We start from the raw sequence: 26,408 nt of genomic DNA on the forward strand, positions 1-26,408 counted from the left end.
GCCGCCTAGAGATGCTGGTCGAGCGCCGCGATCAGGCGGTCGACCTCTTCGGCGGTGGTGTAGTGAACGAAGCTCAGCCGCAGCACGCCCCGGTTCGGGTCCACCCCCAGCGCCTCGAGCGCGCGCACGGCGTAGAAATCTCCGCCACCCGCCATGATGCCGCTTTGCGCCAGACGCGCGGCGACCGGCCCCGCCGGTTCCTGCAGCGACAGCGCGACGGTGGGCGCGCGCCGCTCGGCCTGCCCGGGCCCCAGAAGGCGCACCGCGTTCTTCGCGCCGAGATAATCCAGCAAGGGCTTGAGAAGCGCGGTTTCATGCCCCCGCATCAGATCATGCACCGCCTGAGTGCGCACCGTGGGCGCCGGATGGTGGCCGAAGTGATGATCATAAAGCGCATCGTTGTAATCCGCGATGCCGGCACAGGCCGCCACCTGCGCATGATCGGGCCCCGCCGGTGTGAAGCGTTTGTAAAGCGTGCCGCCGTTGAAGAAATGGCCCTGGTTCGGCAGTTGCTCGGCCAGCGCGCGGTTGACGACCATCAGCCCCTGATGCGGCCCATAGGTCTTGTAGGCCGAGAACAGATAGATATCGGCCCCCAGATCGCCCACGTTCGGAAGACCATGCGGCGCATAGCTGACCCCGTCAACGCAGGTGAACGCCCCCGCCGCCTGCGCGGTGGCGCAGATGGCGGCGACGTCATTGACCTCTCCCACCACGTTGGAGCAATGGGGGAAGCACACAAGCCGCACGTTTTCATCCAGCAGGTTTTCCAGATCGGCCAGATCCAGATGGCCGGTCTCTGGGTCCATGCGCCATTCGCGCACCCGGATGCCATCTTCGACCAGCCGGCGCCACGGGCCGGAATTGGCCTCGTGATCCTGGTTGGTCACGATGATCTCTTCGCCCGGCTTCATCCAGCGGCGGAAGGCCTGCGCCAGAACATAGGTGTTCTGCGTGGTCGACGGGCCGAAGCTCAGCTCATCGCTCTCGACCCCCAGAAGGGCGGCAAGGCGCGTGCGCGCCTCGTCCATCTCCTCGCCCCCCAGGCGGGACGCGTCATAGGGGCCGTAGGGCTGCACCTTGCGCGCGTGATAGAACCGGGTCAGCCGGTCGATCACCGCCCCGCAGGTGTAGGAGCCGCCCGCGTTTTCGAAAAACGCCTGCCCCTCGAGCGTGGGTTCGCGGAACGCCGGAAAGCTGGACCGGACGAAATCAATATCAAGCTGCACCTTCTGCCCCCTCTCGCGAATCTGTCACGCGTTTTGCGCAGACGAGCTTACAGCCCTCTGCAAACCGCTGACACCCCACAGAATTTTCGCACCGCGTGTCAGGCGTTCACATCCACCACCACGCGGCCCCTGACGTGCCCTTTCAGGATATCGGCGCCAAGCCCCGGCAGATCGGCCAGCGTGGCGGGCCGGATCATCGCCTCCAGCTTGTCCATCGGCAGGTCGGCCGCGACGCGTCGCCAGGCCCGAAGGCGGTTATCATAGGGCTGCATCACGCTGTCGATGCCCAGCAGGTTCACGCCGCGCAACAGAAACGGGATGACCGTGGCCGGAAGCCCGGCCCCCCCGGCAAGCCCCACCGCCGCGACCGAGGCGCCGTATTTCATCTGCCCCAGCACACGGGCCAGCATCGCGCCGCCCACGGCATCGACGCAGCCGGCCCATGTCTCGGCCTCCAGCGGGCGCTTGACGGTCTCGTTGATCTCATCGCGCGGCACGATCCGCGCGGCGCCCAGCGCCGTCAGGTACTCCGCGGTTTCGGGCCGGCCCGTCACCGCCGCGACCTCATGACCCAGATGCGCCAGAATGGCGGTCGCCACCGAGCCGACACCGCCGGCCGCGCCGGTCACCAGCACCGGGCCGCCCCCCGGTTTCATCCCGTGATCCTCCAGCGCCATCACCGCCAGCATCGCGGTGAAGCCCGCGGTGCCCACGGCCATGGCCTGCCGGGTGGTCAGCCCCTCGGGCAGCGGCACCAGCCAGTCGGCCTTTACCCGCGCCTTCTGGGCATAGCCGCCCCAATGCACCTCTCCGACGCGCCAGCCGGTCAGGACCACCTTGTCGCCGGGGGCATAGCGGGCATCCTCCGACGCCGCGACCGTACCGGCGAAATCGATGCCGGGCACATGCGGATAGCTCCGCACAAGTCCGCCGCCCGGCCCGATGCACAGCCCGTCCTTGTAGTTCACGGTGGAATATTCGACCGCGACAGTCACCTCGCCTTCGGGCAGGCGCGCCTCGTCCAGCTCCTGCACGGCGGCATGTGTCTTGCCCTCATCGTTCTTTTCGACAACCAGTGCCCTGAACATGATTTATCTCCTCCTTTTCGATGACGTCCCGCAAAGCCTTCGCCGTTGCGACGGGAAAGGCGTGCCTCCCGGCCCCGTTCGTGTCGGGCAAAAAAGTGTCACACATTCGGGCTTGCGACAAATGGAAAGGGCAACCGGCGGGCCCGGCGGATTTCCGGCTTGTGGGCGCGGCGGGGCTTTTCTAGCCTCGGGGCGTACGGTCGAGATCAGGCCCCGGCACAAACGCCGAAAGCGGGCGCGGCAAAATGTTCCGCGCGAGGAGTGGCAATGCCCGAAACATACGAAGACCCCGGCCGCAGTCCCATCCCGCCGGGCAGCCCCACCCCGCGCGCCCTGCCCCTGAAGCGCCGTATCGGGCTGGTCGGCGGCCCGGCGCTGGCGCTGATACTGCTGTACTGCCCCGCCCCGGCGGAGATGCCGCCAGAGGCTTGGCGCATGGTCGCCCTGGCCGCCTGGATGGTGATCTGGTGGCTGACCGAGGCCATCGCGATCGCGGCGACCGCCCTGCTGCCGCTGGTGCTGATGCCGCTTCTGGGCATCGCAGACATGAACAGCACCGCCGCAAGCTATGCCGATCCGCTGATCTTTCTGTTTCTGGGCGGTTTTCTGATCGCCGCCGCGATGCAGCGGGTGGGGCTGCACCGGCGGATCGCGCTGAAGATCATCACCCTGGTCGGCGGCACGCCCGCGCGGATCGTGCTGGGTTTCATGATCGCCACCGGCTTTCTGTCGATGTGGATCTCGAACACGGCGGCAACCATCATGATGTATGCGGTCGGCCTGTCGGTGATCGACTTCCTGCGCCGCAATACCGATGACGCCGGCGCGGTGCGCCGGTTCGGCGTGGCGTTGATGCTGGGCATCGCCTACAGCGCCTCTATCGGCGGGGTCGGCACGTTGATCGGAACGCCGCCCAATGCGCTTCTGGCCAGCTTCCTGCGCAGCGCCCATGGCATCGAGATCACGTTTCTGGACTGGATGAAGCTTGGCCTGCCGGTGGTTGCGGTGATGCTGCCCGCCGCGTGGCTGTTGCTGACGCGGATCCTGTTTCCGGCCGGCCGGATCGCTGTCGGCAACCCGGGCACGATCGTGGCGGGCGAGCTGCGCGCGCTTGGCCCCATGGACGCGGGCGAGCGGCTGGTCGGCGTGGTCTTTGCCTGCGCCGCGCTGGGGTGGATCTTTCGCGCCCCGTTGGCCGGGGCGACGGGCCTGCCGCTGAACGACACGATCGTCGCGCTGACGGCGGCGCTGGCGCTGTTCGCCATTCCGATCCCGTCCGCGCAAGGCGGCAGCTTCGCGCTGGATTGGCAGGCCACCCGCGCGCTGCCCTGGGATGTGCTGATCCTGTTCGGCGGCGGACTGGCGCTGGCCGGGGGCTTCGGCAGCAGCGGGCTGGCGGAATGGATCGGCGCGGCGGTCGGCGGGTTCCGGATCGGCACGGCGGCGCTGGTGCTGGCGGTGACGGTGGCCATCGTCTACCTCACCGAGATCACATCGAACACGGCCTCGACGGCGACCTTCCTGCCGGTGCTGGCCGCGATCGCGGTGGGCATGGGGCTGAACCCGCTGGTGCTGACCGTTCCGGTGGCGCTGGGGGCATCGATGGCCTTCATGATGCCGGTCGCGACACCGCCAAACGCCATCGTTTTCGGCTATGAGGAGATGCGCATGGGCGACATGGTCCGGGCCGGATTCGCGCTGAATATCATCGGCATTCTGGTGACCTTTGCCATCTTCACCCTGCTGGGTCCGATGATCTTCGGAATCTCGTTCTGAGTACGGCACCCCCTTGCACAGCCCCCGCCGCGCGCCTAGATTAGCGTTGTTCCTTCGGGAACTATGGCGATAAACGCGCCCGTAATAAGCGGATCGGACCCGGGGGCGGTACCCGGCGGCTCCACCAAACATCCCTCATTTGGGGATCATGGGGCCGAAACAGGATCGACGGACGTCTAAAGGGGTTAGCTTTCGCTCGGTGAGGAACCACCGTTATCGGTCCGACAAAGCTAGTTGCAAATGACAACAAAGCTCCGATGGCTCTGGCTGCTTAAGCAGTTCGATCTATCGAAATCTAAGCCCTTGCGCCTAGCAGCGTAAGGCGGGGTTCGCAGGCACCTGGCAACAGAAGCCTGCACTTAATTCCCCGAACCGTCGCGCCGCTGTTGCAATTTCAGGCCAATGCTGTTGCCTGATCACCATGGCCGACGCTTATCTCCCCTTTTCCGCCCTTCTCCGCGTCTTCGGACGCATCGGCCTGCTGTCCTTCGGCGGGCCGGCGGCGCAGATCGCGCTGATGCACCGGGAACTGGTCGAAGAGCATGGCTGGCTGAGCGAAGAGCGGTTCCTGCGCGCGCTCAGCTTTTGCATGCTGCTGCCGGGGCCCGAGGCGATGCAGCTGGCCACCTATGCGGGCTGGCGGCTGCGCGGCACGCCCGGCGGGCTGATCGCGGGGCTTTTGTTCGTGCTGCCCGGCGCTTTCGTGGTGCTGGGGCTGGCGATGGCCTATGGCGCCTATGGCAACCTGCCGCTGGTGCAGGCGCTGTTTCTGGGGGTCAAGGCCACCGTGGTGATCATCGTCATCGAGGCGCTGCTGAAAGTGTCGAAACGGGCGCTGCACGGGCGGGCGCGGTGGGCCATCGCAGGGCTTTCGTTTCTGGGCATCTTCGCCCTTGGCCTGCCCTTTCCGCTGATCATCGCGCTGGCGGCGCTTTACGGTTTTGCCACCGCCGACGGAACGGCGCCCGCACGGGCCGCGCCTCAGGGCAGGCCCCGCACACTGCGCACCATCGCCATCTGGGGCAGCCTGTGGCTGGCGCCGGTCGCCGCGCTGCAACTGTTCTGGCCGGGGCTTCTGGCGCAGCTCGCGATGTTCTTTTCCAAACTGGCCGTGGTCACATTCGGCGGCGCCTATGCGGTGCTGGCCTATATGACCCAGGCCGTGGTGGGCGAATTCGGCTGGCTGACCACGCCCGAGATGATGGATGGGCTGGGTCTGGCCGAGACTACGCCGGGGCCGCTGATCCTGGTCACCGAGTTCGTGGGCTATCTTGCCGCGTTCAAGGCGGGCGGCGCGGCGATGGGCATCGCCGGTGCGGCGCTGGTGCTCTGGGTCACCTTCACGCCCTGCTTCCTGTGGATCTTCACCGGCGCGCCCTATATCGACCGGCTGGCCGGGCTGCCGCGCCTCTCGGCGGCGCTGGCCTGCGTGACGGCGGCGGTTGTCGGGGTCATCCTGAACCTGTCGCTTTGGTTCGCCGCCCATGTGTTCTTCGGCGAGGTGGGGATCTGGCGATCCGGCCCGCTGCGGCTGATCGCACCGGATCCGGCCACGCTCGATCCGCTGGCGGTGGGGCTCGCCGCGCTGGCGGCCGTGATGCTGTTGTGGCGGCACTGGCCGCTTCCGGCGGTGCTGGGGGCGATGGCGGCGCTGGGGGCCGTGGTTTCCGCCGTTTTCTGAGCGCGGAAAAATTCCGGCGCGCCTCCCCTTTTATAAAATCCCGAATCCCCTATGCTGACGTTCAACTCAGGCGTTAGAGGGCCACATGTCCCGCGGGATCGACTACGGAAATCTGATGCACAGCGCCATGCGCGGCCTGATCCGGCAGGTATTGTCGGACGTCGCCGAACGGGGCTTGCCAGGACAGCACCATTTCTTCATCACCTTCGACACGACCCATCCGGAGGTCGTGATCGCCGACTGGCTGCATGATCGCTATCCCGAAGAGATGACGGTGGTGATGCAGCATTGGTTCGACAATCTCGAGGTGGGCGAAGACGCCTTCTCGGTCACGCTCAACTTCGGCGACAGCCCGGAACCGCTTTTCATTCCCTACGATTCCATCCGCACCTTCGTGGACCCTTCGGTCGAATTCGGCCTGAGGTTCGAAACCCAGGACAGCGGCGATGACGAGGATGAGGACGAGGATCTGCCCGAGCTGCACGAGGTCGAGGAAGACGACACGCCGCAGGATGCCGAAGTCGTCAGCCTCGACAGTTTTCGCAAATAGCGCTAACCCCGAAACTGAAGATTGTCATGCCCGCCCCCCGGCGGTAAACCGCATACAACCGTATGCCGGAGGAGCCTATCCATGACCCAGACCCGCACCGAAACCGACAGCTTCGGCCCGCTCGAAGTTCCCGCCGACAAGTATTGGGGCGCGCAGACGCAGCGCTCGATCATGAACTTTCCGATCGGCTGGGAAAAGCAGCCCGTGGCCATCGTGCGCGCGCTTGGCGTGATCAAACAGGCCTGCGCGCAGGCCAACAAGGCGTCGGGCAAGCTGGACGCGGCGAAGGCCGATGCGATCATTCAGGCGGCATCCGAAGTGGTGGCCGGCAAGTTCGATGACAACTTCCCGCTGGTCGTGTGGCAGACCGGGTCCGGCACCCAGTCGAACATGAACGCCAACGAGGTGATCGCCAACCGCGCCATCGAGATTCTGGGCGGCGTGATCGGCTCGAAAGACCCGGTGCACCCGAACGATCACTGCAACATGGGCCAGTCGTCGAACGACACTTTCCCCACCGCCATGCACATCGCCACCGCGATGACGGCGCGCGATGTGCTGCTGCCGGGGCTCGAAAAGCTGCATGGCGCACTTCAGGCCAAGGTCGAGGCGTTCGAGGGCATCATCAAGATCGGTCGCACCCATACGCAGGACGCCACCCCCCTGACCCTGAGCCAGGAGTTTTCCGGCTATACCCATCAGGTGGCCATGGGCATCAAGCGGGTGAAAACCGCGCTCGAGCATATCTACGAACTGGCCCAGGGCGGCACCGCCGTCGGCACCGGACTGAACACCGCCAAGGGCTGGGACGTGGCCGTGGCCGCCAACATGGCCGAAATCACCGGCCTGCCCTTCGTGACCGCGCCCAACAAGTTCGAGGCGCTGGCCGCGCATGATGCGATGGTGGAAATCTCGGGCGCGCTGAAGGTCGTGGCCGCATCGCTGTTCAAGATCGCCAATGACATCCGGCTGCTGGGCTCCGGCCCGCGCTGCGGGCTGGGCGAGCTGATCCTGCCGGAAAACGAGCCCGGCTCCTCGATCATGCCGGGCAAGGTGAACCCGACCCAGTGCGAAGCGCTGACCCAGGTCTGCGCCCATGTGATGGGCAATGACGCCGCCGTCGGCTTTGCCGGCAGCCAGGGCCATTTCGAGCTGAACGTCTACAAGCCGATGATGGCCTACAACGTGCTGCAATCCATGCAGCTTCTGGGCGACAGCGCCGCGGCCTTCACCGACAATCTGGTGGTCGGGCTGAAGGCCGATGAGGTGCGGATCGAAAAGCTGATGCGCGAAAGCCTGATGCTGGTGACGGCGCTGGCCCCCGAAATCGGCTATGACAATGCCACCAAGGTCGCCAAGACCGCGCACAAGAACGGTACCACGCTGAAGCAGGAGGCGATCGCCCTCGGCTTTGTGGACGAGGAAACCTTTGACCGCGTGGTGCGGCCCGAACAGATGATCGGCCCGAAAGGCTGATGACGACGCCCATCAACCTCCGCGCCGCCCGCAAGCAGCGCGATCGCGTCAGGAAACGCGCGGAGGCCGATGAAAACGCCGTGAAATTCGGGCGCAGCAAGGCCGCGAAGGTGCTGGACGCCGCGCGGTCGGACCACGCCCGCCGGATGCTCGACCAGCACAGGATCGACGGCGAAGAGGAATGAGCGGGCGGCCTGTCAAACGCTCGCTCACCCTTCGGGGGCACCGCACCAGCGTGTCGCTCGAACAGGAGTTCTGGCAGGCGTTCCGCGACATCGCCGAAGAAAAATCCATGCCGATCAACGCGCTTGCGGCCGAAATCGACGCGGAACGCGGGATGGAGATGGGGCTTGCCTCGGCGATCCGGCTCTATGTGCTGCGGCATTACCGCCAGCAGGCCGCTCATCCGCGCTGACGGTCTTTGTCACAGGCCCCGGTGAAACGGCACGCTCAGCCCGCCGCCTCTGCCGCCAGCAGCCGGATCCGTTCGACCATCGCGCGCAGCCCGTTGGAGCGTTGCGCCGACAAATGATCGTTCAGCCCCAGCCGGGCCAGTTCGGCGGCGGCGTCGGTCTTCAGCACATCGGCCACCGTCTGCCCCGAATAAAGCGCGTGCAGGATGGCAACCAGCCCGCGCACGATCATCGCATCGCTTTCACCGCGAAAGCGGAAGGTGGCGCCGGGCCCCGTGCCCTCGATCTCGGGCAGCAGCCAGACCTGGCTGGCACAGCCCTCCACCTTGGTCGCCGACACGCGGAACGCCTCTTCCAGTTCGGGCATCGCCTTGCCAAGCTCGATCACATGGCGGTACCGGTCTTCCCAGTCGTCCAGAAACTCGAACGTCTCCACGATGTCTTCGAATGCTTCGCTGGCCATGGGCACCCCCTGCTTTTGCCATTTCCGACCTAAGCCCTTGCGCGTCCAAGGTCCAGACCACGCTTCGAGACGGCTTTTCAACGCGCCCGGTTTCGGCTAACCCAAAGGCGCTATGCAAAGGACCGTCATGAAACCATCGCTTCTTCCCGCCCTGGCCGCCATCCTGATGCTTGGCGCCTGCGAGGCCATCGGCAACTCGCGCGCCAACCCCTTCAACTGGTTCGGCGGCAACCAGGAGGCTGGCGGCAATCAGGAGCAGGCGGCCGATGTCACGGCCCAACCCGCGCCCGCCACGGACCCGCGACCGCTGGTGGCCGAGATCAGCGCGCTGCGCCTCGACAAGGCGCCCGGCGGGGTGATCATCCATGCCACGGGCCTTCCGCCGACCCAGGGCTATTGGCAGGCGGCGCTGGTGGCGCCAAACAATGGCCTGCCGCAAAACGGCGAGTTGCTGCTGGAGCTGCGCGCCCGCCCCCCGCTTTCGCAAGCCGCCACAGGCACGCCCGCTTCGCGTGAGATTTCCGCGGCCCGTTTTCTGACAGATCAGAGCCTAGAGGGCGTGAGCACCATCACCGTCCGCGCCGCGCAGAACGCGCGAAGCGCCCGCCGCTAAAGCTCGACCACGTCCACGCTGCTGCCGCGCGCGACCAGCGCCAGTTCGCCCTTGCACAGGCGCAGCGCGTCATCGCCGAACACCTCGGCGCGCCACCCCTTCAGCGCCATGACCCCGCGCTGCCCCGCCGCGATCTGATCCAGATCGGCGGAGGTGGCGATCAGCTTTTGCGCGACACCGGCGTTTTCGGCCTTGGCCTTCAGCAGAACCCGCAGCAGATCGGCCAGCGCAGGGTTGACCTGCAGCTTGTCGTTCGAGGTGTCGGGCTGCGGGTAATCCTCGGGCGGCGTCTCTTGCGCGGCCTTGACCGCGGCGATGATGCCCTCGGCGATCTCGCCCCGGCGCGCCTCGCGCAGCAACAGGCGCGAGCGCGACAGATCCTCGATGCTCTGCGGCTTGGTCGAGGCAAGCTCCAGCAGCGCGTCATCCTTGTACACGCGGTTGCGCGGAACGTTGCGGGATTGGGCATAACCTTCGCGGAAGCGCGCCAGCTCTCGCACCACGGCCAGGAACTTGCCCGAATTGGTGCGCGTCTTGACCCGCTTCCAGGCCTCCGACGGGCGTACGATATAGGTTTCGGGATCTGTCAGAACACGAAGTTCCTCGCCCAGCCACTTGCTGCGACCATTCTTTTCCAGCTCGGACGCCAGGAATTCATAGATCACCCGCAGATGGGTGACATCGGCCAGCGCATAGGTTTTCTGCGCATCCGACAGCGGCCGGCGCGACCAGTCGGTAAAGCGCGACGTCTTGTCAAGCGGCGCCCGGGCGATCTTGCGCACCAGCGTCTCGTAGCCCACCTGCTCGCCAAAGCCGCAGACCATCGCGGCAACCTGGGTGTCGAACAGCGGCTCGGGGAAAACCTGCCCCTCGACGAAGAAGATCTCCAGATCCTGCCGCGCGGCGTGGAACACCTTTACCACGTTGGTGTCGCGGTAGAGATCGTAAAGCGGCTCTAGCGACAGCCCGTTGGACAGCGGGTCCACCAGCACGGCTTCGCCATCGCCCGGAAGGGCAAGCTGCACAAGGCAGAGCTTGGCGTAATAGGTCCGCTCGCGCAGGAATTCGGTGTCGACGGTGACATAGGCGCCCTTCCGCGCTTCTGCGCAGAAGGCGGCCAGTTCGTCGGTCTTGGTCAGTGTTCTCATTCAGGGCCGTGTTATTTTCGTAGTTTCGCGTCTTGCACCGCTCCACCCCATCGACCTGTCTTAGGCAATCGGCGCGGGAAAGGAAAGGGTCAGGGCAGCAAGACGGGTTTTCTGTCTCCAACCGCGAAACGGCGCAGCACTTCGGGGTAGAGCTGATGCTCCATCGGCAACACCCGCGCGGCCAGCGTTTCCGGCGTATCGCCGGGCAGCACCGGCACGCGGGCCTGGCCGAGGATCGGGCCATCGTCCAGCTCTGCCGTCACCTCATGCACCGAGCAGCCATGTTCGGCATCGCCGGCCTCGATCGCGCGGGCATGGGTGTGCAGGCCCTTGTATTTGGGCAGCAGCGACGGATGGATGTTCAGGATCCGCCCCTCCCATTTCGCGATGAACCCCGGCGTCAGGATGCGCATGAATCCCGCAAGGCACAGGATATCGGCCTGCGCCTTTTCAAGCTCTGCCTGCACTTCCGCCTCGAACGCCGCGCGATCCTTGCCGAAGGGCCGGTGATCGACGGCGGCGGTGGGCACGCCCATCTGCGCGGCCTTGGCCAGCCCGGTGGCCTGCGGGTTGTTCGACAGCACCAGAACCGCGCGGGCCGGGTGATCGCCCACCATGCTTTGCACCAGCGCGACCATGTTCGAGCCGCCGCCGGAAATCAGAATAGCAACGCGTCTGGTCACAAAAGCGTCCCGGCATAGCGGATGCCCGCGCCTTCGGTGACGGTGCCGATGGCAAAGACGGTTTCGCCCTGGTCCCGCAGCAGCGCCGCCAGATCTTCGGCCCGGTCGGGCGCGACCGCCAGCACCATGCCCAGCCCGGCGTTGAAGGTTTTCAAAAGCTCCGCCTCGGCCATTCCGGCGGTGTCCGCCAGCCAGCGAAACACCGGCGGCAGCGGCCAGGCACCCAGATCGATATCGGCGCCCAGATCCTCGGGCAGCACACGCGGCAGGTTTTCCGTCAGCCCGCCGCCGGTGATATGGGCCAGCGCGTGCACGCCCCCTGCCCGCACCGCCGCCAGCGCCGGTTTCACGTAAAGCCGCGTGGGCGTCAGCAGCGCCGCGCCCAGCGGCCCGTCGGCGAACGGCGCCGCCGCGTCCCAGCCCAGCCCGGCCATCTCGACCACCTTGCGCACCAGCGAATAGCCGTTGGAATGCACCCCGTCCGACGCCAGCCCGAGCAGAACATCGCCCGCCGCCACACCGGCCGGAAGATCGGCGCCCCGCTCCATCGCGCCCACGGCAAAGCCCGCCAGATCGAAATCGCCATCGTGATACATGCCCGGCATCTCGGCCGTTTCGCCGCCGATCAGGGCACAGCCAGCCCGGGCGCAGCCCTCGGCGATGCCTTCGATCACCTGCGCGGCCTCATCCAGCTTCAGCTTGCCAGTGGCGAAATAATCCAGAAAGAACAGCGGCTCGGCCCCCTGGCACACCAGATCGTTGACACACATCGCCACAAGGTCGATGCCGACACCGCCAACTTCGCCCGTGTCGATGGCGATGCGCAGCTTGGTGCCCACCCCGTCGGTCGCGGCCACCAGCACCGGGTCGGTGTATCCCGCCGCCTTCAGATCGAACAGCGCGCCGAACCCGCCCAGCCCGGCCATCACACCGGGGCGCGCCGTGCGTTTCGCCGCCGGTTTGATCCGATCCACCAGCGCGTTGCCCGCATCGATATCCACGCCCGCATCGGCGTAGGTCAGCCCGTTCTTGCCATCGCTCATTGCACATTCCCCGGTCGTTTCGCGCTGCGATAGACGATCAGGCGCGCGCTGTCCACGGGGCAAGCTCCGTCTTGACGGCGCGCGCGGGTCTGCTAGTCACTTGGCGGCAGGCGGGCCTGTAGCTCAATTGGTTAGAGCAGAGCGCTCATAACGCTTTGGTTGGGGGTTCGAGTCCCTCCGGGCCTACCACTAACGCGCCAGCACCAGCTCCGCCTTGAGCCCGCCCAGCGCCGCGCTTTCGCCCAGCCGCAGCACGCCGCCATGGCTGCGCGCGATGTCCGACGCGATGGCCAGACCCAGCCCGACGCCGGAGCCGCGGTTCTGGTTGCGCGCCTCGTCCAGCCGGTTGAACGCCTGCATGGCAGCCGTGCGCTGTTCGGCGGGGATGCCGGGGCCGTCATCCTCGACCGTGAACCGCAGCACGCGGTCGGTCACCTCCAACCCGACAGTGCAGCACGTGCCGTAGTTCAGCGCGTTGCCCACAAGGTTCTGCAGCGCCCGTTCCACCGCCAGCGGGCGCAGCATCGCCATTGTCCCCGCGGGCACCGGGCCGAGCGTGACACTGGGCCCGAACCTGTCGACCACATTGTACAGCAGCTCCGCCGGATCCACCTCTTCGGGATCGTCCAGCGCCTCGGACCGGGCGAAATCGAGAAACGCGTCGAGCATCCGCTCCATATCCGACACATCGCGCAGCATCTCGGCGGTTTCGGGGGTTTCTTCGGCCAGCGACAGGCTCAGCTTCAGCCGGGTCAGCGGCGTACGCAGATCGTGGCTGACGCCCGACAGCATCATCGTGCGCTGTTCGATCTGCCGCTCGATCCGGGCGCGCATATCGAGAAAGGCGCTCCCGGCGGAGCGGACCTCGGTCGCGCCGGTGGGCCGGTAGCGCACCGGGCGCCCCTTGCCGAACGCATCCGCCGCCTTGGCCAGCCGCTTGATCGGGCGCAACTGATTGCGCAGAAAGATGAACGCGATCAGCGTCATCAGCAGGCTGGTGGCGATCATCAGCACCAGAAGCTGATGCGGGTTCGAGGCCGAGACGCGCCGGCGGTCGACCACCACCACCATATCGCCGTGGCGGGTGGTCAGCAGCATCCGCACCTCGCGGATATCGCTTTTGAGATCGATCCCGCGCAGCGCCGGCAGCCCGGTGCGCAGGGCTGAAACGACGGTGCGCCCCGACAGATCGTAAAACGCCCGCCGCTCCCCGGCCACACCCTGACCCGGCAGCGCGACCTGAAGCTGAAGCGCCATGGCCAGCCCCGCGACCCGCGCAAAGGCCGCATCCGCGTCGGGGGCCGCGTTGACCTGGGCCAGCACATGCGCCACCTCCAGTTCGACACTGCGCGACATCTGCCGCGTCACCCCATCGAAATGGCGCTGGATGAACACAACCGACACCACAAGCTGTATCGTGACGACCGGCAAAATCAGAATCAGCGCCGCCCGTCCGTAAAGGCTGCGCGGCAATGCGCGTTTGATCCATCCGTCCTTCATCGGATAAGACCGTATCGGGCGCAGCCTTCGGAAGGAAGCGGAAGATGGACGAACCAGCCGGGTTCAACCCGCCGGTGGGCGTGGTGCAAAGACCGGAACCGGGGCTGCGGATGGTGCTTGCCCCGAACCCCTCGCCGATGACATTCCGCGGCACCAACACCTATATCCTGGGCGAAGGCGACGTGGCGGTGATCGATCCCGGCCCCGACGCGCCCGCGCATCTGCAGGCCATCCTCGGGGCGCTGGCACCGGGCGAGCGGGTCAGCCACATCCTGATCACCCATTCCCATGTCGATCATTCCGCGCTGGCCCCGGCCCTGTCGCGCGCAACCGGCGCGCCGGTTCTGGCCTTTGGCGACAGTTCCGCCGGGCAGCGGCCCGAAATGGCGCGGCTTGCGGGGCTGAGCGGCGGCGAAGGCGTCGACCGCGCCTTTCGCCCCGACGCCACCCTCGCCGATGACGAGGTCTTGCACGGCGCCGGCTGGTCGCTCACCGCGCTCTGGACGCCGGGCCACATGGCCAATCACCTGAGCTTTGCCTGGCGGGACGCGGTGTTCACCGGAGACCATGTGATGGGCTGGGCCACCTCCATGGTATCGCCGCCCGACGGCGATCTGGCGGCTTTCATGGCGTCGCTGGAAAAGCTCGTGCCCCGGCAGGACCGCGTGTTCTACCCGGCCCACGGCGCCCCCGTCACCGCCCCGGCCGCGCGTCTGGCCGGGCTGATCGCGCATCGCCGCAGCCGAGAGGCGCAGATCCTTCAGGCGCTGACCCACGGTCCGGCCACCCCGGCAGAGCTCGCCGCGCGGATCTACACCGACACCGCCCCCGCCCTCCTGCCCGCGGCGGCCCGCAACGTCCTGGCCCATCTCATTGATCTTACGGAAAGAAATCTGGTCGGCCCTGATGAAATCCTAGGAAGCGAAAGCCGCTTTTCGCGCCGTTGACGATTGTCACACTTTCTTTGGAAAAGCCTCTGGACGGGGCCAGCCAGTGTTGCTATATCGCCCCCGGTGTTCCGGCGTAGCTCAGCGGTAGAGCAGTTGACTGTTAATCAATTGGTCGTAGGTTCGATCCCTACCGCCGGAGCCAATTCCCCTTGATTTTATTGGGACAATTGGCGCAACACGAATCCTACTAACAACCTACTATTGCTTTAGCGTTGGTTGGTCGGGGCGTTTCGGCCCCTCTTTTGCTCACGAAGACGTGACCGCATGTCGAACCCTGCGCGGTCCCTTAGAGCCGGTTCGCTACGATGATGCCGCGAACCGGCCATGGCGCAGATCATGCCTCAATTACGATCTTCACTTTTTCAGCATCAACTCCCAACGACTGCGCCAAACGGCGCTTCGCTTCGGCGATGGTCAAGGGCACTTCGTCGCCGGGCGTGGACGGCTTGACGGAAGGTTCGGACAATCCTTCGTCGGCGGGCGCGGCAATCTTCATGGAAAGCAACGGCTCCCTGCCAAGCGCGATACCGCCACCAACCGAAGAAGCTGCATTCGGGTCTTCTTGCAGAAACATGGACACCCACACGCCGCGACCAACGGGGATTTTGTGCCCCGCGTCAAGCCGAGCGCGATATGCGCGGTCAAAGCGGTCCCGCATTTCGTCGCCATCCACTAGATAGGCCAACCCCTTCTTCGGGTCGTCCTTGTCGTCAACAGTAACAGCCACGACGTAATCTACGTCGTCCAACGTCACCCAACCGTTGTCATCGTCGTTGCGCGGGAAGGCAATCCAAGTGTCCTGCGTGGTCCGAATGGATACGGTGTGTTGTTCATCGTCCTTGACGATCCGGCGGACGCTCGACTTGCCAATTCCTTGGATGCGCTCCACCCGCCAACCGGCTTGCTCCAATGCCCGCTCACCCAATTCAAACAACTTGCGACGATTGGATACCTTTTCGGGTGTTCCAGAAACATTTGTCATACCGATTCTCCTTTATGCGTTTCGCCCGACCCACACATAGGACTAAATCCGGAATACGCCAAGATGGTCCAGATTTAGTCCACAAACCAAACACGGACGAAATAAAAAGAAACCCCGGCCGCGTCGTTATACGCGAACCGGGGTCAGTTGCCCTTGGCACTTAGGGAAGGGCTCTCCGCGAGTTGGAGGAAACTTGGGGCTCAGGTCAGGCGCAGCGCGAGCGAGCTGGGCGCGGCGAAATGTGCAGGCGCAACGAAGTAGAGCTGCGTCATGAACGCTCCCAGCTCGGACCCTGCGAAGATCTTGGCACGGGACGGGACGGCTTCACTCCTCCAGCGGCACGATATCGCCGTCCGCGACATCAATCCCGATGGCCGCGTCACCGATCTTGCGGCCCTGCACCGCCTGCTCGGCCGCGATCTCCGCCAAAGGGACGAGGACGAAAGCGCGGTTGAACATGTCCCGGTGCGGCAGAGTCAACAACGGCGTTTCCATCTCGAGGTCGTCGATGAAGAGAATGTCGATATCGATCATGCGCGGCCCCCAACGCCGCGCCGGAACGCGGCCCAAAGTCAGTTCGATACGTTTGACTGCCTGAAGAAGCACGACGGGTTCGGCGGTGGTCCAGCCCATGGCGCAGGCGTTCAGGAACCAATCCTGGTCCGTCTCCCCCCAGGGCTCGGTCTTGTAGAAGCGCGAGACACGGTCGATCACGGTCCCCTCGAGCGTGTTCATCCAGGCCAGCGCGGTGCGCAAATTGCCCGGCTTGTCGCCGATGTTGCTGCCGAGCGAGAAAGCAACCCGTCGTCGCCGGGTGCGAACGATCTCGATCTCCACATGATCGAGCGCTGCGGCGATGGGGGCCGAGGGCTTGCGCACCCGCACCCGGACCTCGCCGACCGGGTCGAACCGCGCCAAGACCGCCTCGGCGATGCGCGCGCCCAGCGTCTCGATCAGGTTATAGGGCCCCAGCCCCGAAATCTCGGCCGCCAAGTCGCACAGCGCGCCGTAGCAGACGGCCTTGCTGTAATCGTCCTCCCCTGCGCAAGCCGCGAGGTCCAGCCGGCAGTCGATGTCGACGAAGAACTTCTGGCCCAGCTTCCTTTCCTCGGGGTACACTCCGTGGAACCCATGCAGGCACAGGTTTCTGACGCTGATCCGGTCCGTCATCGCGCGGCCTCCATTGCATTGTAGATCCTGATCGCGTCCGCATGGGCGCGCACATCATGAACGCGCAACACTCGTGCGCCATTCGCCAGGCCAAGCACATTCGCGCCGAGCGTGCCGAATAGCCGGTCTCCAACATCGGTCTTGAGCGCCGCGCCGATCATCCGCTTGCGCGACAGACCGAGCAGGATCGGGCGACCAAAGACGGCGAGCCGATCCAGCTGGGCAAGCAAGGCGTAATTTTGTTCCAGCGTTTTGCCGAAGCCGAAGCCGGGATCGAGTATGACGTGTCTTTCCGGAATTCCCGCCTCGCGCGCCAGACGCAGCGTGCGCTCGAAGAATCGCAGCACGCCATCGACGATGTCGATGCAAGCATCGGCTCCCTCTCGGTTGTGCATGGCAACCAGCGCACAGCCCGTGTCCGCAGTGGCGAAGGCCATATCCGGGTCGCCCTGCAACCCCCAGATGTCGTTTACAACCGAGACCCCCAGCGCGGCGGCCTTGCGGGCCACTGCGGCTTTATAGGTGTCGATAGAGGCCGCTACGGTGAGCGCGTCGCAGATCGGCCTCAGGACATGCCCGAGACGCGCCAGCTCCTCCGTCTCGGAGAGGGGTGTGGCGCCGGGACGGGTGGATTCGGCACCGATGTCGATGATGGCCGCACCCTCTTTCTCCATTCGCAGCGCACCCGCGACGGCTGCGGCGGGCTCCTCATGCTGCCCCCCGTCGGAAAAGGAATCGGGGGTCACATTAAGGATCCCCATCACGACGGGCGCGGCCTCAACTGCGGCGAGGAAGGCATCGCGTTTGCTCAGGCGAAGATCGGCCATGCGGAAAGTCCCTTCTCTGTCCACGGGCAGGTGCCGTGGCGGTGTCGAATTTCTGACGAAAGGGCGTTGGCCAGCCCGGCGATCGCGGCGAGGCCCGCAGTCGCAAGCGGCGCACCGTCCAGCGCGACGATCGGCGCGATCAGGCGCAAGCTATTCGTCATGAATACTGCATCGGCGCCTGTCAGTTCCTCGGGCACGAGATGACCCTCGACCGGCGTCAGCCCCACCTGCGGCGCCAGGGTCAACAGCTCGGCCCGCACCACCCCGCCCAGAACTCCGTCATCGAGTGGCGGGGTTTTCAGTTCCTCTCCGCGGAGCGCGAAGATGTTCCCAGCTGCTGCACAGGCCACGCGCCCCGCCGAGTTTAGAAACAGAGCATCTTCCGCCCCTGCCTCGGCGGCAGCCGAAAGCGCGAGTACCGCGTCGAGATAGCCGAGGCATTTGTGGCGTGAGGTCGGAGAGGTCTCGTTGCGCGTAATCGCTGCGGTAACCGCTGTCACCGGCCGCCAGACCGCCCCCGGCGGGCCGGGCCGGGCTGACAGGATGGTGCGGGGACGCGGGTCGGCAGGGGGCTTCAGTCCCCTTGGTCCGGCCCCCCGCGTCACGGTCAGGCGCAGCGTTCCGGTACCTGCCTCGGCCGCCGCCATCTGCAGCAGGCCGGCGATTTGAGCCGACGGCATTACGATGCCAAGTGCCGCGCAGGTCTCGGCAAGCCGGGCTACATGGCGGTCGGCAAACACCACGGCGCCGTTGATCGCCAGCGAGGTGTCAAAGGCGCCGTCGCCGAGCAGCAGCCCGCGGTCACTCAGATCGAAGGGCGCGGCACCTCCGTCGACGGCGCATCCGTCAAGCCACTGCATTGGACCGCCACTCCGCCGTCATCCGGAAGAAGTTTCCGAAAATTTCGTGGCCTTTCTCAGAAAGGATGGACTCAGGGTGGAACTGCACCCCGAAGGTCGGATGATCCGTATGTGCCAGCGCCATGATCTCTCCCTTTTCGGAACGGGCCGTAACGCGCAGGCAGCGATTGAAATCTGGCGTCTCGGCAACGATCAGCGAATGGTAGCGTCCCACCGTCAGAGGCACAGGCAGTCCATGGAAAAGGCCGGCCCTGCCGTGGCTGATCGCGCTCGCACGGCCATGCATCGGCTCTCGCGCCCGGGCGATCCTTCCGCCGAAGGCGGCACCGATGCACTGATGGCCCAGGCACAAGCCTAATATCGGAACCCTTCCCGACAAGCGGCGCACCACCTCCAGCGACACGCCAGCCGCGTCGGGAGCGGCCGGCCCGGGGGAGATGATGATCTCTGTGGGCGCAAAACGCTCCACCTCCGCCACGTTGACCGCATCGTTTCGTATAACTTGAGCCGGGTGGCCAAGCTCGGCGCAGTAGCGTGCCACGTTGAAAACGAAGGAATCATAATTATCGATGATCAGAAGCATGGCGTGTCGCTCTCGGGGCTGGCCGCGAAGGCGGCGAACAAGCGGTCGGCCTTGCACAGCGACTCCGCATATTCCGCGACCGGATCGGATAGCAGGGTGATCCCCCCGCCAGCCTGCACAACCGCCCGGCCCGCGCCGAGAATTGCGGTGCGGATGGCGATGTTCAGATCCATCGCTCCGTCGAATCCGACATAGCCGATGGACCCGCAATAGATGCCGCGGGCAATCTTCTCCTGTTCGGTAATGATGTCCATGGCGCGGATCTTTGGCGCGCCGGTAATGGAACCGCCGGGAAAGCAGGTTTCGATGAGGTCGATCGCGCCACGTCCGGGTTGCATGCGGCCGCGCACCACGGAGGTCAGGTGATGCACCGAGGCGTAGCTTTCCAGTCCGCAAAGCACGGGCACCTCGACGCTGCCCGGCGCGCAGACCCGGGAGAGGTCGTTGCGAAGCAGGTCCACGATCATGATGTTCTCGGCCCGATCCTTTTCCGAAGCCTCAAGCTTCGCCGCCAGTGCCCGATCCTTCGCCGGATCGGCGTCGCGCGGGCTCGTGCCCTTGATGGGCCGCCCCTCCACCTCTCCGGCCCGTAAGCTGAGGAACCGCTCGGGTGAGCTGGAGGTGAAGACCGTCTTACCGTCCTGCAGATAGGCGGCAAAGGGGGCGGGGTTCATTTTTCGCAGGATGCGGTAGAAAGCCCAGGTGTCAAACCCCTCGGGCAGCGCGGCCTCGAACCGCTGCGTCAGGTTCGCCTGATAGATGTCGCCGCTGAGGATATGCGCGCGCACTCGGTCAACCGCATCCCTGAATCCCCGCGGGGTGAAGTTGGAGCGCCACCCCGAAACCGGCGCACAGGGTGCGGCCCGCCCGGGTTGGTTCTCCACGAGGGACGTGCTCTCCAGAAATGCCAGCGTTTCAGCCAGCCGCGCCTTTGCCCGCGCCGCGCGCGACGCGCCGTCCTGTTGGGGGAAACCGCTGGAGAAAATGCGGAAACGCTGCTCCAGGCGGTCGAAGGTACAGATGAGGTCGTAGAACGCCAGGCGCAGATCAGCGCAGCCCGGCTCCCCTCTTTCCGGCCGTGCCAGCTGTTCCAAACTCTGGCCCAGATCGTAGGAGAAATGGCCGATGCAGCCGCCGCGCAGAGGCGGTCCTTCAGGATCCGGGTCGAGCCGCCACCGACCCAAAATCTCGCGCAATCGCATGAGCGGCGCACCTTCAAGCGGCGCACCACACCAAAAGGCACGCCCGTTCTGTACAACGAACTCTCCGTAAGGCGAGTGGCCGATGAAGGCGTAGCGCCCCGTGGAAAGGTCCTCGCCGCCGCTGTCCAGGAAGGCGAACCCCGGCACATGGCGGAGGCGGTCGGCCGCCTCTAGCGGCGGGACCCAGGGGAGTTCACGCTCGATCATGGCACGCTCCTGAGCGCCGCCCAGGCAGCGGTTCGGTGACCGCGATGACGGCGGCGGCGGCGCGGCGCTCGGTGCCGACGATAGCCGCTTGGGGCGTTTTCACGAACATGTCGCGGCGCGCCCGTCAGTCGCGCAGAAGGCGCAACGTCTCACTCCGCAAGCGCGGATCGGTGGACAACTCACCGCGCGTCACAAGGGTGATGGTGGTGCTTTTGTCCGCGCGCACGCCCCGCATCGCCATGCACATGTGTTCTGCCTCTATTGATACCATCACGCCGCGCGGGCGCAGGGCTTGATCCAGCGTGTCTGCGATCTGCGCGCATAGCCGCTCTTGCAGCTGTGGGCGGGCTGCGATGGTGTGGGTAACGCGTGCAAGCTTGCTCAGTCCTGCCAAGCGACCGCCATCGGGCAAATAGGCTACACTGGCCTTGCCGAAGAAGGGCAGCAGATGGTGCTCGCACATCGAAAAGAAAGAAATGTCCTTTACGATGACGACGTCCTCGTGGGCGTCGGCGGTGAATTGTGTCTGCAGATGCACCGCCGGGTCTTGGTTCCGACCGGCGAAGACCTCCTGATACATCCGCGCCACGCGCGCCGGAGTTTCCAGCAACCCCTCGCGCCCCGGGTCTTCCCCCAGTGCCTCCAGGATGGACCGCACCGCGGCCTCGATTTGCGCCTGCACTTCCGCCGCAGATTTCACCTGCGGTCCAGCGTCACCGGTTTTTGAGCAATTCATTTACGTCCCCCCAACATTGCCGCAAAACTCGTGGTGCCACAGGATTGGCGGTGATTAAATCAAGGAATTCATAGGTTGATAATCATTTGAAATGATTATCTGAATCCGGATCGCTGTTTTATGGTTGCGCCCACAACCATGTCAACTGCGCCTCGAGGTGATTTTCAACAAGTGATTCGAGGTGATTGAATGCTAACTTCCAGAGACGCAGATGGATCGGCAGGGCGCTTGTCGTCCAGCAAGGCCCGCAACAGCGGCACAAAGGTTTCCTGCCTGTCTGTAATCTTTACCAGCGTTTAAAAACGGCAACATACCCGCCTCGATCGCATTGGACACGGCCGGAAGCCTGCCTCCGGTTTGGCGGTTTCCATATTCGTCAGCGGCCGCTCTCACAGCGTCCTGCGCTGCGGGTCCTTGTCTCAAAATTGGCCACGAAGGCGTCCACGGAACATGGCTGTCGGTTGGATGAAAGTTCAGTGACAGGCCACTCGCCATCGCACAAGCTGCACCGAGACCTCGCAGCTCATACCGTACTGCCTTCTCCCTAGTCAATCCGCACTGAAGGGCGGACCAGCGCAGCAATCCTGCCCGACAGCCAGAGAAGAGCCGTCCGCGGTGCCCCATGGAGTTCAGCCTGATGCATCCGGTACAGCATCGCGTGGCTCAACTGCGCAAAACGACCCTCGATGAAACCGTCCCGGAAAAACCCGCGCCGGGCAAGCGTACCGAAGGCATTGTACTTGCTCAGTGATACCAGAGACCCGAAATCGCGGAACACGAAGGGGGGTATCTTGGTCCCCTCAATCCAGGCCGGAAGATGCCGCCCGAGGTGAGCAGCCTGTTGGCGCGCTACCTGCGCCGTCGGTGGCAGCGGTCGCTCTGCGCCATCAAGGCGCAGACTTGCACAATCGCCGACCGCGAAGACATGCTCGTCGGTCGTAGTCTGGAAGGTCGGGTTAGTGACGATCTGACCGGTTCTGGTTTGCTCGAAGCCGGACAAGTGGGCAAAGGCGGCCGGGGCCTTGATCCCTGCGGCCCACACACGAAGCTTGGCCTCGACGCGCGTCCCATCGGCAAGCGCAAATCCATCCTTGTCAGCGCCAACGACCTGCGCGTCGGTGAGCACGGTAATGCCAAGATCCCGCAACTGTCGAGTCGCTGCTGTGGCCACCGTCTCAGGGAAGCTTGCGAGAATACGCGAGCCGGCCTCGATGAGCGTAAGTTCGAGACATGGTCGCAAATCGCCGCCGTAGTTTCTGATCAGTTCGAGAAGCTGGCTGATCTCGGCGGCGAGTTCAACGCCGGTTGCGCCACCACCCACGATCGCAATTCTCAGCGCGCCGCCATATTCCGCTGTGCGCAGAAGATCGTCATATAAGCGATCATTGAAGGACTGTGCTTCATTGATATCATCGATGAAACGGCAGAATTCGGCGACGCCCGGTGTGCCGAAATCGTTGGCCCGACTGCCGGCGGCGAGGATGAGCACATCATAGTTGATCAGTCGACGATGGAGTATGGTCTCGCCTTCGTCGGATACAAGCGGATCAAGGGCGACGGTGCGGGCGTTGCGATCGATGTCTGCGAGCGCACCCAACACATATCGGAAGCCGTGCTGAGACGCATGGGCGAGGAAGGGAATCTTTTCTTGATAAACGTGCGAGGTACCGGCGGCGAAAGTATGCAGCATCGGCTTCCAGACATGAGCGGCGTTTTTGTCGATCAGCGTCACCTCGGCTTTCTTTGTCCGGCCCAACCGCGTGCCGAGCTTAGTGGCCAGGGACAGCCCGGCGATGCCGCCGCCCACGATAACAATACGCGGAACGCGTTTTGCGCGGGGCAGCGGTGTCGCCGGGATGGTCTCGGTCATGCAAGAGCCCTCTGCTTGAGCGCGTTGAATTCCTCCTCGGTCAATGTGCCGGCATCCAGCAGGCGTTTGGCCGCTTCGATCTCCTGAGCCGGGTTCTGTCCGGCAACGTCGCGGATATAGGAATCCACCGCGGTCTTTTCTTGTTCCATCTGTTTGGCGGCGCGTTCCGCCATGCCATCGCCGCGCACGACGACGTAAACAAAAACCGTGAGGAACGGCACAAAGATCAGAAAGACGAGCCAGATCGCCTTGGCCCACCCGCCAAGCGTCTGATCCCGTGCAAGATCGGTGATGACAGAGGCGAGCAGGATGATACAGGCGACAAAGGCGGTGGCCGCCAGTAACGAGCTGATGATATTAACGAAGGTCATGAATATTTCCTTTCCGTAAAGTGTGGTTTCATGTCTTTTTTCCCCGGATATCATCCTTGAGAACCGCCTCCCGATGTGGCCAGATCAACCCAGCTTCGAGAATGCGCGCTTGATTTTCTGAATGGTTCGGTCATGAGCGGCACGCGCATCCGCGAGACCGCCTTTTACGGCTTTCCAGGATTCGTCTCGAACATCCTTGACCTCGCCAATCCGCGCCTCGAATTTCTCGGTCTCATCCGACAGCCGTGTGATAGCAGCCTCGAACTCCGCGCGCGCCCTGTCCACGGAATCTGTCACCTGCTCGCGCATTGCCTTCTGGGATTCCTCCCATGACTGACGCTGGACTCGTGCCCTCGCAACGATCACGCCATTTATGGTCCCGGCCTGATCGTGCGCCGCCTTCAGGAAGGCCTGGTATGCGCTTTCAACCTCGATCCACTCTGTTTCGAGCGCCTTCTGGATATCTTCGACATCGTCCTTGACGGCTGCCTCCGCCTTGTCGCGCAGATCTCGGTCGAGTTTCAGCAAGACCTCGCGCGAAGCCTTGAAGCGGGCAAGCGCCGCATCCGCCTCCTCGCGGGCCGAATCTTTCAGCTTGTTGGCGGTCTTCTCGGCCTCGGTTATCATGGTGTCCACGTCGTCGAGACGCTGCTTGATCCAGGCGAGAGTTTCATGGGCATAGGAATGATCGTTCATCGAAGTGTTCCATTTCTTTTGGTGAGAAGGTGTATGAGGCTCTGCGGACAGGGCCTTTCGCCTGTTCCATGGGTCATTGGGTCCGGTGGTGTCGGCGTTGTTGAACGCCGGACAAGGGCCGCCGAAAGTCTCGGCGGCAAACTCGACCGGGGTCGCGACCTCTTCGGCCTCGTCCGGCGCCGGTCGCAAGCGCGACTATTCCTGAAAACTGTCCGGTCATACCGGTTCTCCTGTCTCAACTAAACCGTCGATACGCGCGACCGATAGGGCTCGGCAGAGCCAAGTCACGCAGTTTGATCTGCAGCAATGTCTCAATATCCCTTTACATACATCCATGTATGTTTGTAAGGCGGTATCTAGAAGCTGGAGATTCGAATGCGAAAGACCAAGAAAGACGCGGAGCAAACCCGTATCGCGATCCTCGATGCAGCGGAGTCGCTGTTCTGTACCCAGGGAACGGCCACAGCAACGCTGGAGAAAATATCACGCGCGGCAGGGGTGACGCGGGGTGCGCTTTATTGGCATTTCACAGATAAACTGGACATCTTGCGGGCCCTGCACGCGCGGAGTGTTGCCCCGCAGGAGAACCTGATCAGAACCGCCGCAGAAAGCGGACACGACGATCCTTTGGGCCTTCTGGAACAGGCCTCCATCGAGATGTTGAAAACATTCGAAAAAGACGAACATCAACAGCGTCTCTTTACCATCATGACCGCGCACCGACCCGACGAAGAGGGCGCAGCATGGTTCGCCGAAGTGAATGCCAACATGTTTAAAACCTTGACCCGCCTGACCGTTCAGGCGCGAGATTTAGGTATGCTCAGCCCCGATCTTACGCCCGAAGAAACGGCGGTTATGATGATGTCCACAATGAACGGGCTGCTGAGCGAATGGCTGCGCTGCAACAGAAGCTTTGCATTGGTCCAACTGGGCAGCAAGCTTTTGCGCAAGCAGATGGCGTTCATCCGTGTTCAGCGTGCCACGGCATGAACGCGGCTCATCTGAGCGTTGTCGGCATGCGCTTGCGCCCAAAAATCAGCTGTCGCCCCGGCAGCATCCAACCGGCTGGACAGCACTCTCGTTTCTGTCGCTCTGCCGTAACTGTTTTCCCCAAAGCCCCCATAAAGAGGTTCTTCATGACGCATGGTTCAATTCGGAAACACGCGAGTATGATCTCCTTCGCGGTTTCCCTGTCTCTATCGCCACTTTCGGCCCTGGCGCAACAGATGCCGCCCGCGAATGTCACGGTGATGACCGCAGAAGTCGCGCAACATGTGATCACCAAGCGCCTGCCAGGACGGGTCAAAGCCTCCACGGTGGCGGAGGTCCGACCGCAAATCTCAGGTATCATCAGCGAGCGCCTGTTCGATGAAGGCGAATGGGTCGAGAGTGGCCAGCCGCTCTATAAGATCGAAGACGAGGTGTATCGTGCCGATGTGGAGGCCGCCGAAGCGGCGGTTGCCCAGGCTCAGGCCAGTTACGATCTCGCCGTCCTCGATGCGCATCGCGCGGAAGACCTGTTCTCGAAGAACGCGGGATCGGGTGCTGCCCGCGACACGGCCCTGGCCAACCGTGCTCAGGCTGCGGCGGGGCTGCAATCGGCCAAAGCACAGCTGAGCAGAGCACAGATCAACCTGAACCGCACAACGATCACAGCCCCTGTCTCGGGTGTGATCGGTTTGTCGCAGACGACGACCGGATCGCTGGTCAGCGCGCAACAGGCGACTGCGCTCACCACGATCCGCACGCTCGACCCGGTCTATGTCGATGTGACGCAATCGGTAAATGACCTGCTGGAGTGGGGGCGCGCGTCCGAACCACAGGCCTTTTTCAGCGAAGCAGAGGCGACGCTTCTGCTGCCCAATGGGGACGTCTATGACCACAAAGGCCAGCTCAGAGCCGCCGAGCCGCAGGTCGAGCCTACGACCGGGATGGTGACCTTACGGATCAGCGTTCCAAACCCTCAGTACCGTCTTCTTCCAGGGCTTTATATCGAAGTCGAACTGCCGCAGGCCGAGACGGCCGAGGCGGTGCTTGTTCCCCAAAGCGTGGTCATGCGAGCCGAAAACGGGGATGCCAGCGTTTGGGTTGTTGAAGGCGGGAAGATCGCGGAGCGCGATGTTTCAATTGTTGGCTCCTCCGGGCGGTTCTGGGTGGTGAATGGCGGCCTGAACTCGGGCGATCAGATCGTCACGTCCGGTTTCCAGAAAGCCGGACCGGGCGCTGAGGTTCAGATCATCCCGGCCGAGGGTCAGTCTGCTCCTGCCGCCGCTGCTGAAGGGAACTGATCC

Annotated in this window: 27 protein-coding genes, 2 tRNA genes and 1 other RNA gene; 13 read left to right on the top strand and 17 right to left on the bottom strand. The window is 64.3% G+C overall.

The genetic code is table 11. The features are described 5' to 3' along the window. Positions 1-5: 5 nt before the first annotated feature. Both TQ29_RS12270 and acuI read right to left on the bottom strand, forming a co-directional pair. Complete coding sequence (locus TQ29_RS12270; protein ID WP_054539399.1) at positions 6-1,229, bottom strand: aminotransferase class V-fold PLP-dependent enzyme; 1,224 nt, start codon at positions 1,227-1,229, stop codon at positions 6-8. Positions 1,230-1,327: 98 nt separating this feature from the next. Beyond that, positions 1,328-2,317, bottom strand: a complete 990-nt coding sequence (acuI, locus tag TQ29_RS12275) for an acryloyl-CoA reductase (RefSeq protein ID WP_054539400.1) — start codon at positions 2,315-2,317, stop codon at positions 1,328-1,330. A 267-nt stretch (positions 2,318-2,584) separates the two neighbouring features. Between acuI and TQ29_RS12280 the strand changes: the two genes are divergently transcribed. The 7 genes from TQ29_RS12280 to TQ29_RS12305 all read left to right on the top strand — a co-directional run bounded on the left by TQ29_RS12280 (position 2,585) and on the right by TQ29_RS12305 (position 8,215). Further along, complete coding sequence (locus TQ29_RS12280; protein ID WP_082386620.1) at positions 2,585-4,093, top strand: DASS family sodium-coupled anion symporter; 1,509 nt, start codon at positions 2,585-2,587, stop codon at positions 4,091-4,093. A 9-nt stretch (positions 4,094-4,102) separates the two neighbouring features. Beyond that, positions 4,103-4,453, top strand: a transfer-messenger RNA (tmRNA) gene (gene ssrA / locus TQ29_RS20295). 61 nt (positions 4,454-4,514) lie between these two features. Next, a complete protein-coding gene (gene chrA / locus TQ29_RS12285; RefSeq protein WP_054539401.1) occupies positions 4,515-5,774 on the top strand; it encodes a chromate efflux transporter in 1,260 nt (419 codons plus the stop codon). Positions 5,775-5,859: 85 nt separating this feature from the next. Beyond that, on the top strand, positions 5,860-6,324 hold the full coding sequence (locus TQ29_RS12290) for an SspB family protein (protein ID WP_037208113.1): 465 nt from the start codon (positions 5,860-5,862) through the stop codon (positions 6,322-6,324). 81 nt (positions 6,325-6,405) lie between these two features. After that, the gene (fumC, locus tag TQ29_RS12295) at positions 6,406-7,800 is read left to right on the top strand and encodes a class II fumarate hydratase (protein ID WP_054539402.1); all 1,395 of its coding nucleotides are present in this window, start codon (positions 6,406-6,408) and stop codon (positions 7,798-7,800) included. Further along, a complete protein-coding gene (locus TQ29_RS12300) occupies positions 7,800-7,985 on the top strand; it encodes a DUF4169 family protein (RefSeq protein WP_054539403.1) in 186 nt (61 codons plus the stop codon). Before fumC ends, TQ29_RS12300 begins: the two co-directional genes overlap by 1 nt. Further along, positions 7,982-8,215, top strand: a complete 234-nt coding sequence (locus TQ29_RS12305) for a ribbon-helix-helix domain-containing protein (protein ID WP_054539404.1) — start codon at positions 7,982-7,984, stop codon at positions 8,213-8,215. The genes TQ29_RS12300 and TQ29_RS12305 overlap by 4 nt, the downstream gene beginning before the upstream one ends. Before the next feature lie 35 nt (positions 8,216-8,250). Here the strand turns inward: TQ29_RS12305 and TQ29_RS12310 are convergent, their stop codons facing one another. Continuing rightward, entirely contained in the window at positions 8,251-8,676 is a 426-nt protein-coding gene (locus tag TQ29_RS12310) for a SufE family protein (RefSeq protein WP_054539405.1), read from the bottom strand. Positions 8,677-8,803: 127 nt separating this feature from the next. Here TQ29_RS12310 and TQ29_RS12315 point away from each other — a divergent pair, with 127 nt between their 5' ends. Next, the gene (locus TQ29_RS12315) at positions 8,804-9,289 is read left to right on the top strand and encodes a hypothetical protein (RefSeq protein ID WP_054539406.1); all 486 of its coding nucleotides are present in this window, start codon (positions 8,804-8,806) and stop codon (positions 9,287-9,289) included. Here TQ29_RS12315 and rnd read toward each other — a convergent pair. From rnd to purM, 3 genes are all read right to left on the bottom strand, one after another. After that, a complete protein-coding gene (gene rnd / locus TQ29_RS12320; protein WP_054539407.1) occupies positions 9,286-10,437 on the bottom strand; it encodes a ribonuclease D in 1,152 nt (383 codons plus the stop codon). The genes TQ29_RS12315 and rnd overlap by 4 nt on opposite strands. 89 nt (positions 10,438-10,526) lie before the next feature. Further along, positions 10,527-11,120 (bottom strand): phosphoribosylglycinamide formyltransferase, encoded by a 594-nt coding sequence (purN, locus tag TQ29_RS12325; protein WP_054539408.1) that lies wholly within the window; start codon positions 11,118-11,120, stop codon positions 10,527-10,529. After that, complete coding sequence (purM, locus tag TQ29_RS12330; RefSeq protein ID WP_054539409.1) at positions 11,117-12,163, bottom strand: phosphoribosylformylglycinamidine cyclo-ligase; 1,047 nt, start codon at positions 12,161-12,163, stop codon at positions 11,117-11,119. Before purM ends, purN begins: the two co-directional genes overlap by 4 nt. Before the next feature lie 112 nt (positions 12,164-12,275). Here purM and TQ29_RS12335 point away from each other — a divergent pair. Continuing rightward, positions 12,276-12,352 (top strand) — tRNA-Ile (locus TQ29_RS12335). Here TQ29_RS12335 and TQ29_RS12340 read toward each other — a convergent pair. Beyond that, on the bottom strand, positions 12,353-13,663 hold the full coding sequence (locus TQ29_RS12340) for an ATP-binding protein (RefSeq protein WP_054539410.1): 1,311 nt from the start codon (positions 13,661-13,663) through the stop codon (positions 12,353-12,355). Positions 13,664-13,707: 44 nt separating this feature from the next. Between TQ29_RS12340 and TQ29_RS12345 the strand changes: the two genes are divergently transcribed. Together TQ29_RS12345 and TQ29_RS12350 are read left to right on the top strand one after the other, a co-directional pair. Beyond that, a complete protein-coding gene (locus TQ29_RS12345; protein ID WP_054539411.1) occupies positions 13,708-14,610 on the top strand; it encodes an MBL fold metallo-hydrolase in 903 nt (300 codons plus the stop codon). 70 nt (positions 14,611-14,680) lie between these two features. Continuing rightward, a tRNA-Asn gene (locus tag TQ29_RS12350) sits at positions 14,681-14,755 on the top strand. A 192-nt stretch (positions 14,756-14,947) separates the two neighbouring features. Here TQ29_RS12350 and TQ29_RS12355 read toward each other — a convergent pair. The 10 genes from TQ29_RS12355 to TQ29_RS12400 form a co-directional block, all read right to left on the bottom strand. Further along, the gene (locus TQ29_RS12355; RefSeq protein WP_054539412.1) at positions 14,948-15,595 is read right to left on the bottom strand and encodes a hypothetical protein; all 648 of its coding nucleotides are present in this window, start codon (positions 15,593-15,595) and stop codon (positions 14,948-14,950) included. 324 nt (positions 15,596-15,919) lie between these two features. Beyond that, entirely contained in the window at positions 15,920-16,765 is an 846-nt protein-coding gene (gene folK, locus TQ29_RS20690; protein WP_054539413.1) for a 2-amino-4-hydroxy-6-hydroxymethyldihydropteridine diphosphokinase, read from the bottom strand. Beyond that, complete coding sequence (folP, locus tag TQ29_RS12365; protein WP_157445578.1) at positions 16,762-17,592, bottom strand: dihydropteroate synthase; 831 nt, start codon at positions 17,590-17,592, stop codon at positions 16,762-16,764. The genes folK and folP overlap by 4 nt, the downstream gene beginning before the upstream one ends. Then, positions 17,574-18,452, bottom strand: a complete 879-nt coding sequence (locus tag TQ29_RS12370) for an aminotransferase class IV (RefSeq protein ID WP_082386621.1) — start codon at positions 18,450-18,452, stop codon at positions 17,574-17,576. The genes folP and TQ29_RS12370 overlap by 19 nt, the downstream gene beginning before the upstream one ends. Continuing rightward, positions 18,439-19,035: an aminodeoxychorismate/anthranilate synthase component II gene (locus tag TQ29_RS12375; RefSeq protein ID WP_054539414.1), complete on the bottom strand. Its 597-nt coding sequence runs from the start codon at positions 19,033-19,035 to the stop codon at positions 18,439-18,441. Before TQ29_RS12375 ends, TQ29_RS12370 begins: the two co-directional genes overlap by 14 nt. Beyond that, positions 19,026-20,444, bottom strand: coding sequence for an aminodeoxychorismate synthase component I (pabB, locus tag TQ29_RS12380; RefSeq protein ID WP_054539415.1), 1,419 nt, complete (start codon positions 20,442-20,444; stop codon positions 19,026-19,028). The genes TQ29_RS12375 and pabB overlap by 10 nt, the downstream gene beginning before the upstream one ends. Before the next feature lie 124 nt (positions 20,445-20,568). After that, positions 20,569-21,180, bottom strand: coding sequence for a GTP cyclohydrolase I FolE (gene folE / locus TQ29_RS12385; RefSeq protein WP_054539416.1), 612 nt, complete (start codon positions 21,178-21,180; stop codon positions 20,569-20,571). Positions 21,181-21,724: 544 nt separating this feature from the next. After that, positions 21,725-23,050, bottom strand: a complete 1,326-nt coding sequence (locus TQ29_RS12390) for an NAD(P)/FAD-dependent oxidoreductase (RefSeq protein ID WP_054539417.1) — start codon at positions 23,048-23,050, stop codon at positions 21,725-21,727. Beyond that, positions 23,047-23,421, bottom strand: coding sequence for an SHOCT domain-containing protein (locus TQ29_RS12395; protein ID WP_054539418.1), 375 nt, complete (start codon positions 23,419-23,421; stop codon positions 23,047-23,049). The genes TQ29_RS12390 and TQ29_RS12395 overlap by 4 nt, the downstream gene beginning before the upstream one ends. A gap of 84 nt (positions 23,422-23,505) precedes the next feature. Continuing rightward, the gene (locus TQ29_RS12400; RefSeq protein WP_235974540.1) at positions 23,506-24,306 is read right to left on the bottom strand and encodes a hypothetical protein; all 801 of its coding nucleotides are present in this window, start codon (positions 24,304-24,306) and stop codon (positions 23,506-23,508) included. A 186-nt stretch (positions 24,307-24,492) separates the two neighbouring features. On the opposite strand from TQ29_RS12400, the gene TQ29_RS12405 reads away from it, so the two are divergent. After that, positions 24,493-25,107: a TetR family transcriptional regulator gene (locus TQ29_RS12405; protein ID WP_054539420.1), complete on the top strand. Its 615-nt coding sequence runs from the start codon at positions 24,493-24,495 to the stop codon at positions 25,105-25,107. A 146-nt stretch (positions 25,108-25,253) separates the two neighbouring features. Beyond that, the gene (locus TQ29_RS12410) at positions 25,254-26,405 is read left to right on the top strand and encodes an efflux RND transporter periplasmic adaptor subunit (protein WP_235974539.1); all 1,152 of its coding nucleotides are present in this window, start codon (positions 25,254-25,256) and stop codon (positions 26,403-26,405) included. Positions 26,406-26,408 lie beyond the last annotated feature (3 nt).

The organism is Actibacterium sp. EMB200-NS6, from assembly GCF_001305615.1.
In the GTDB taxonomy this organism is placed as follows: domain Bacteria; phylum Pseudomonadota; class Alphaproteobacteria; order Rhodobacterales; family Rhodobacteraceae; genus Actibacterium_A; species Actibacterium_A naphthalenivorans.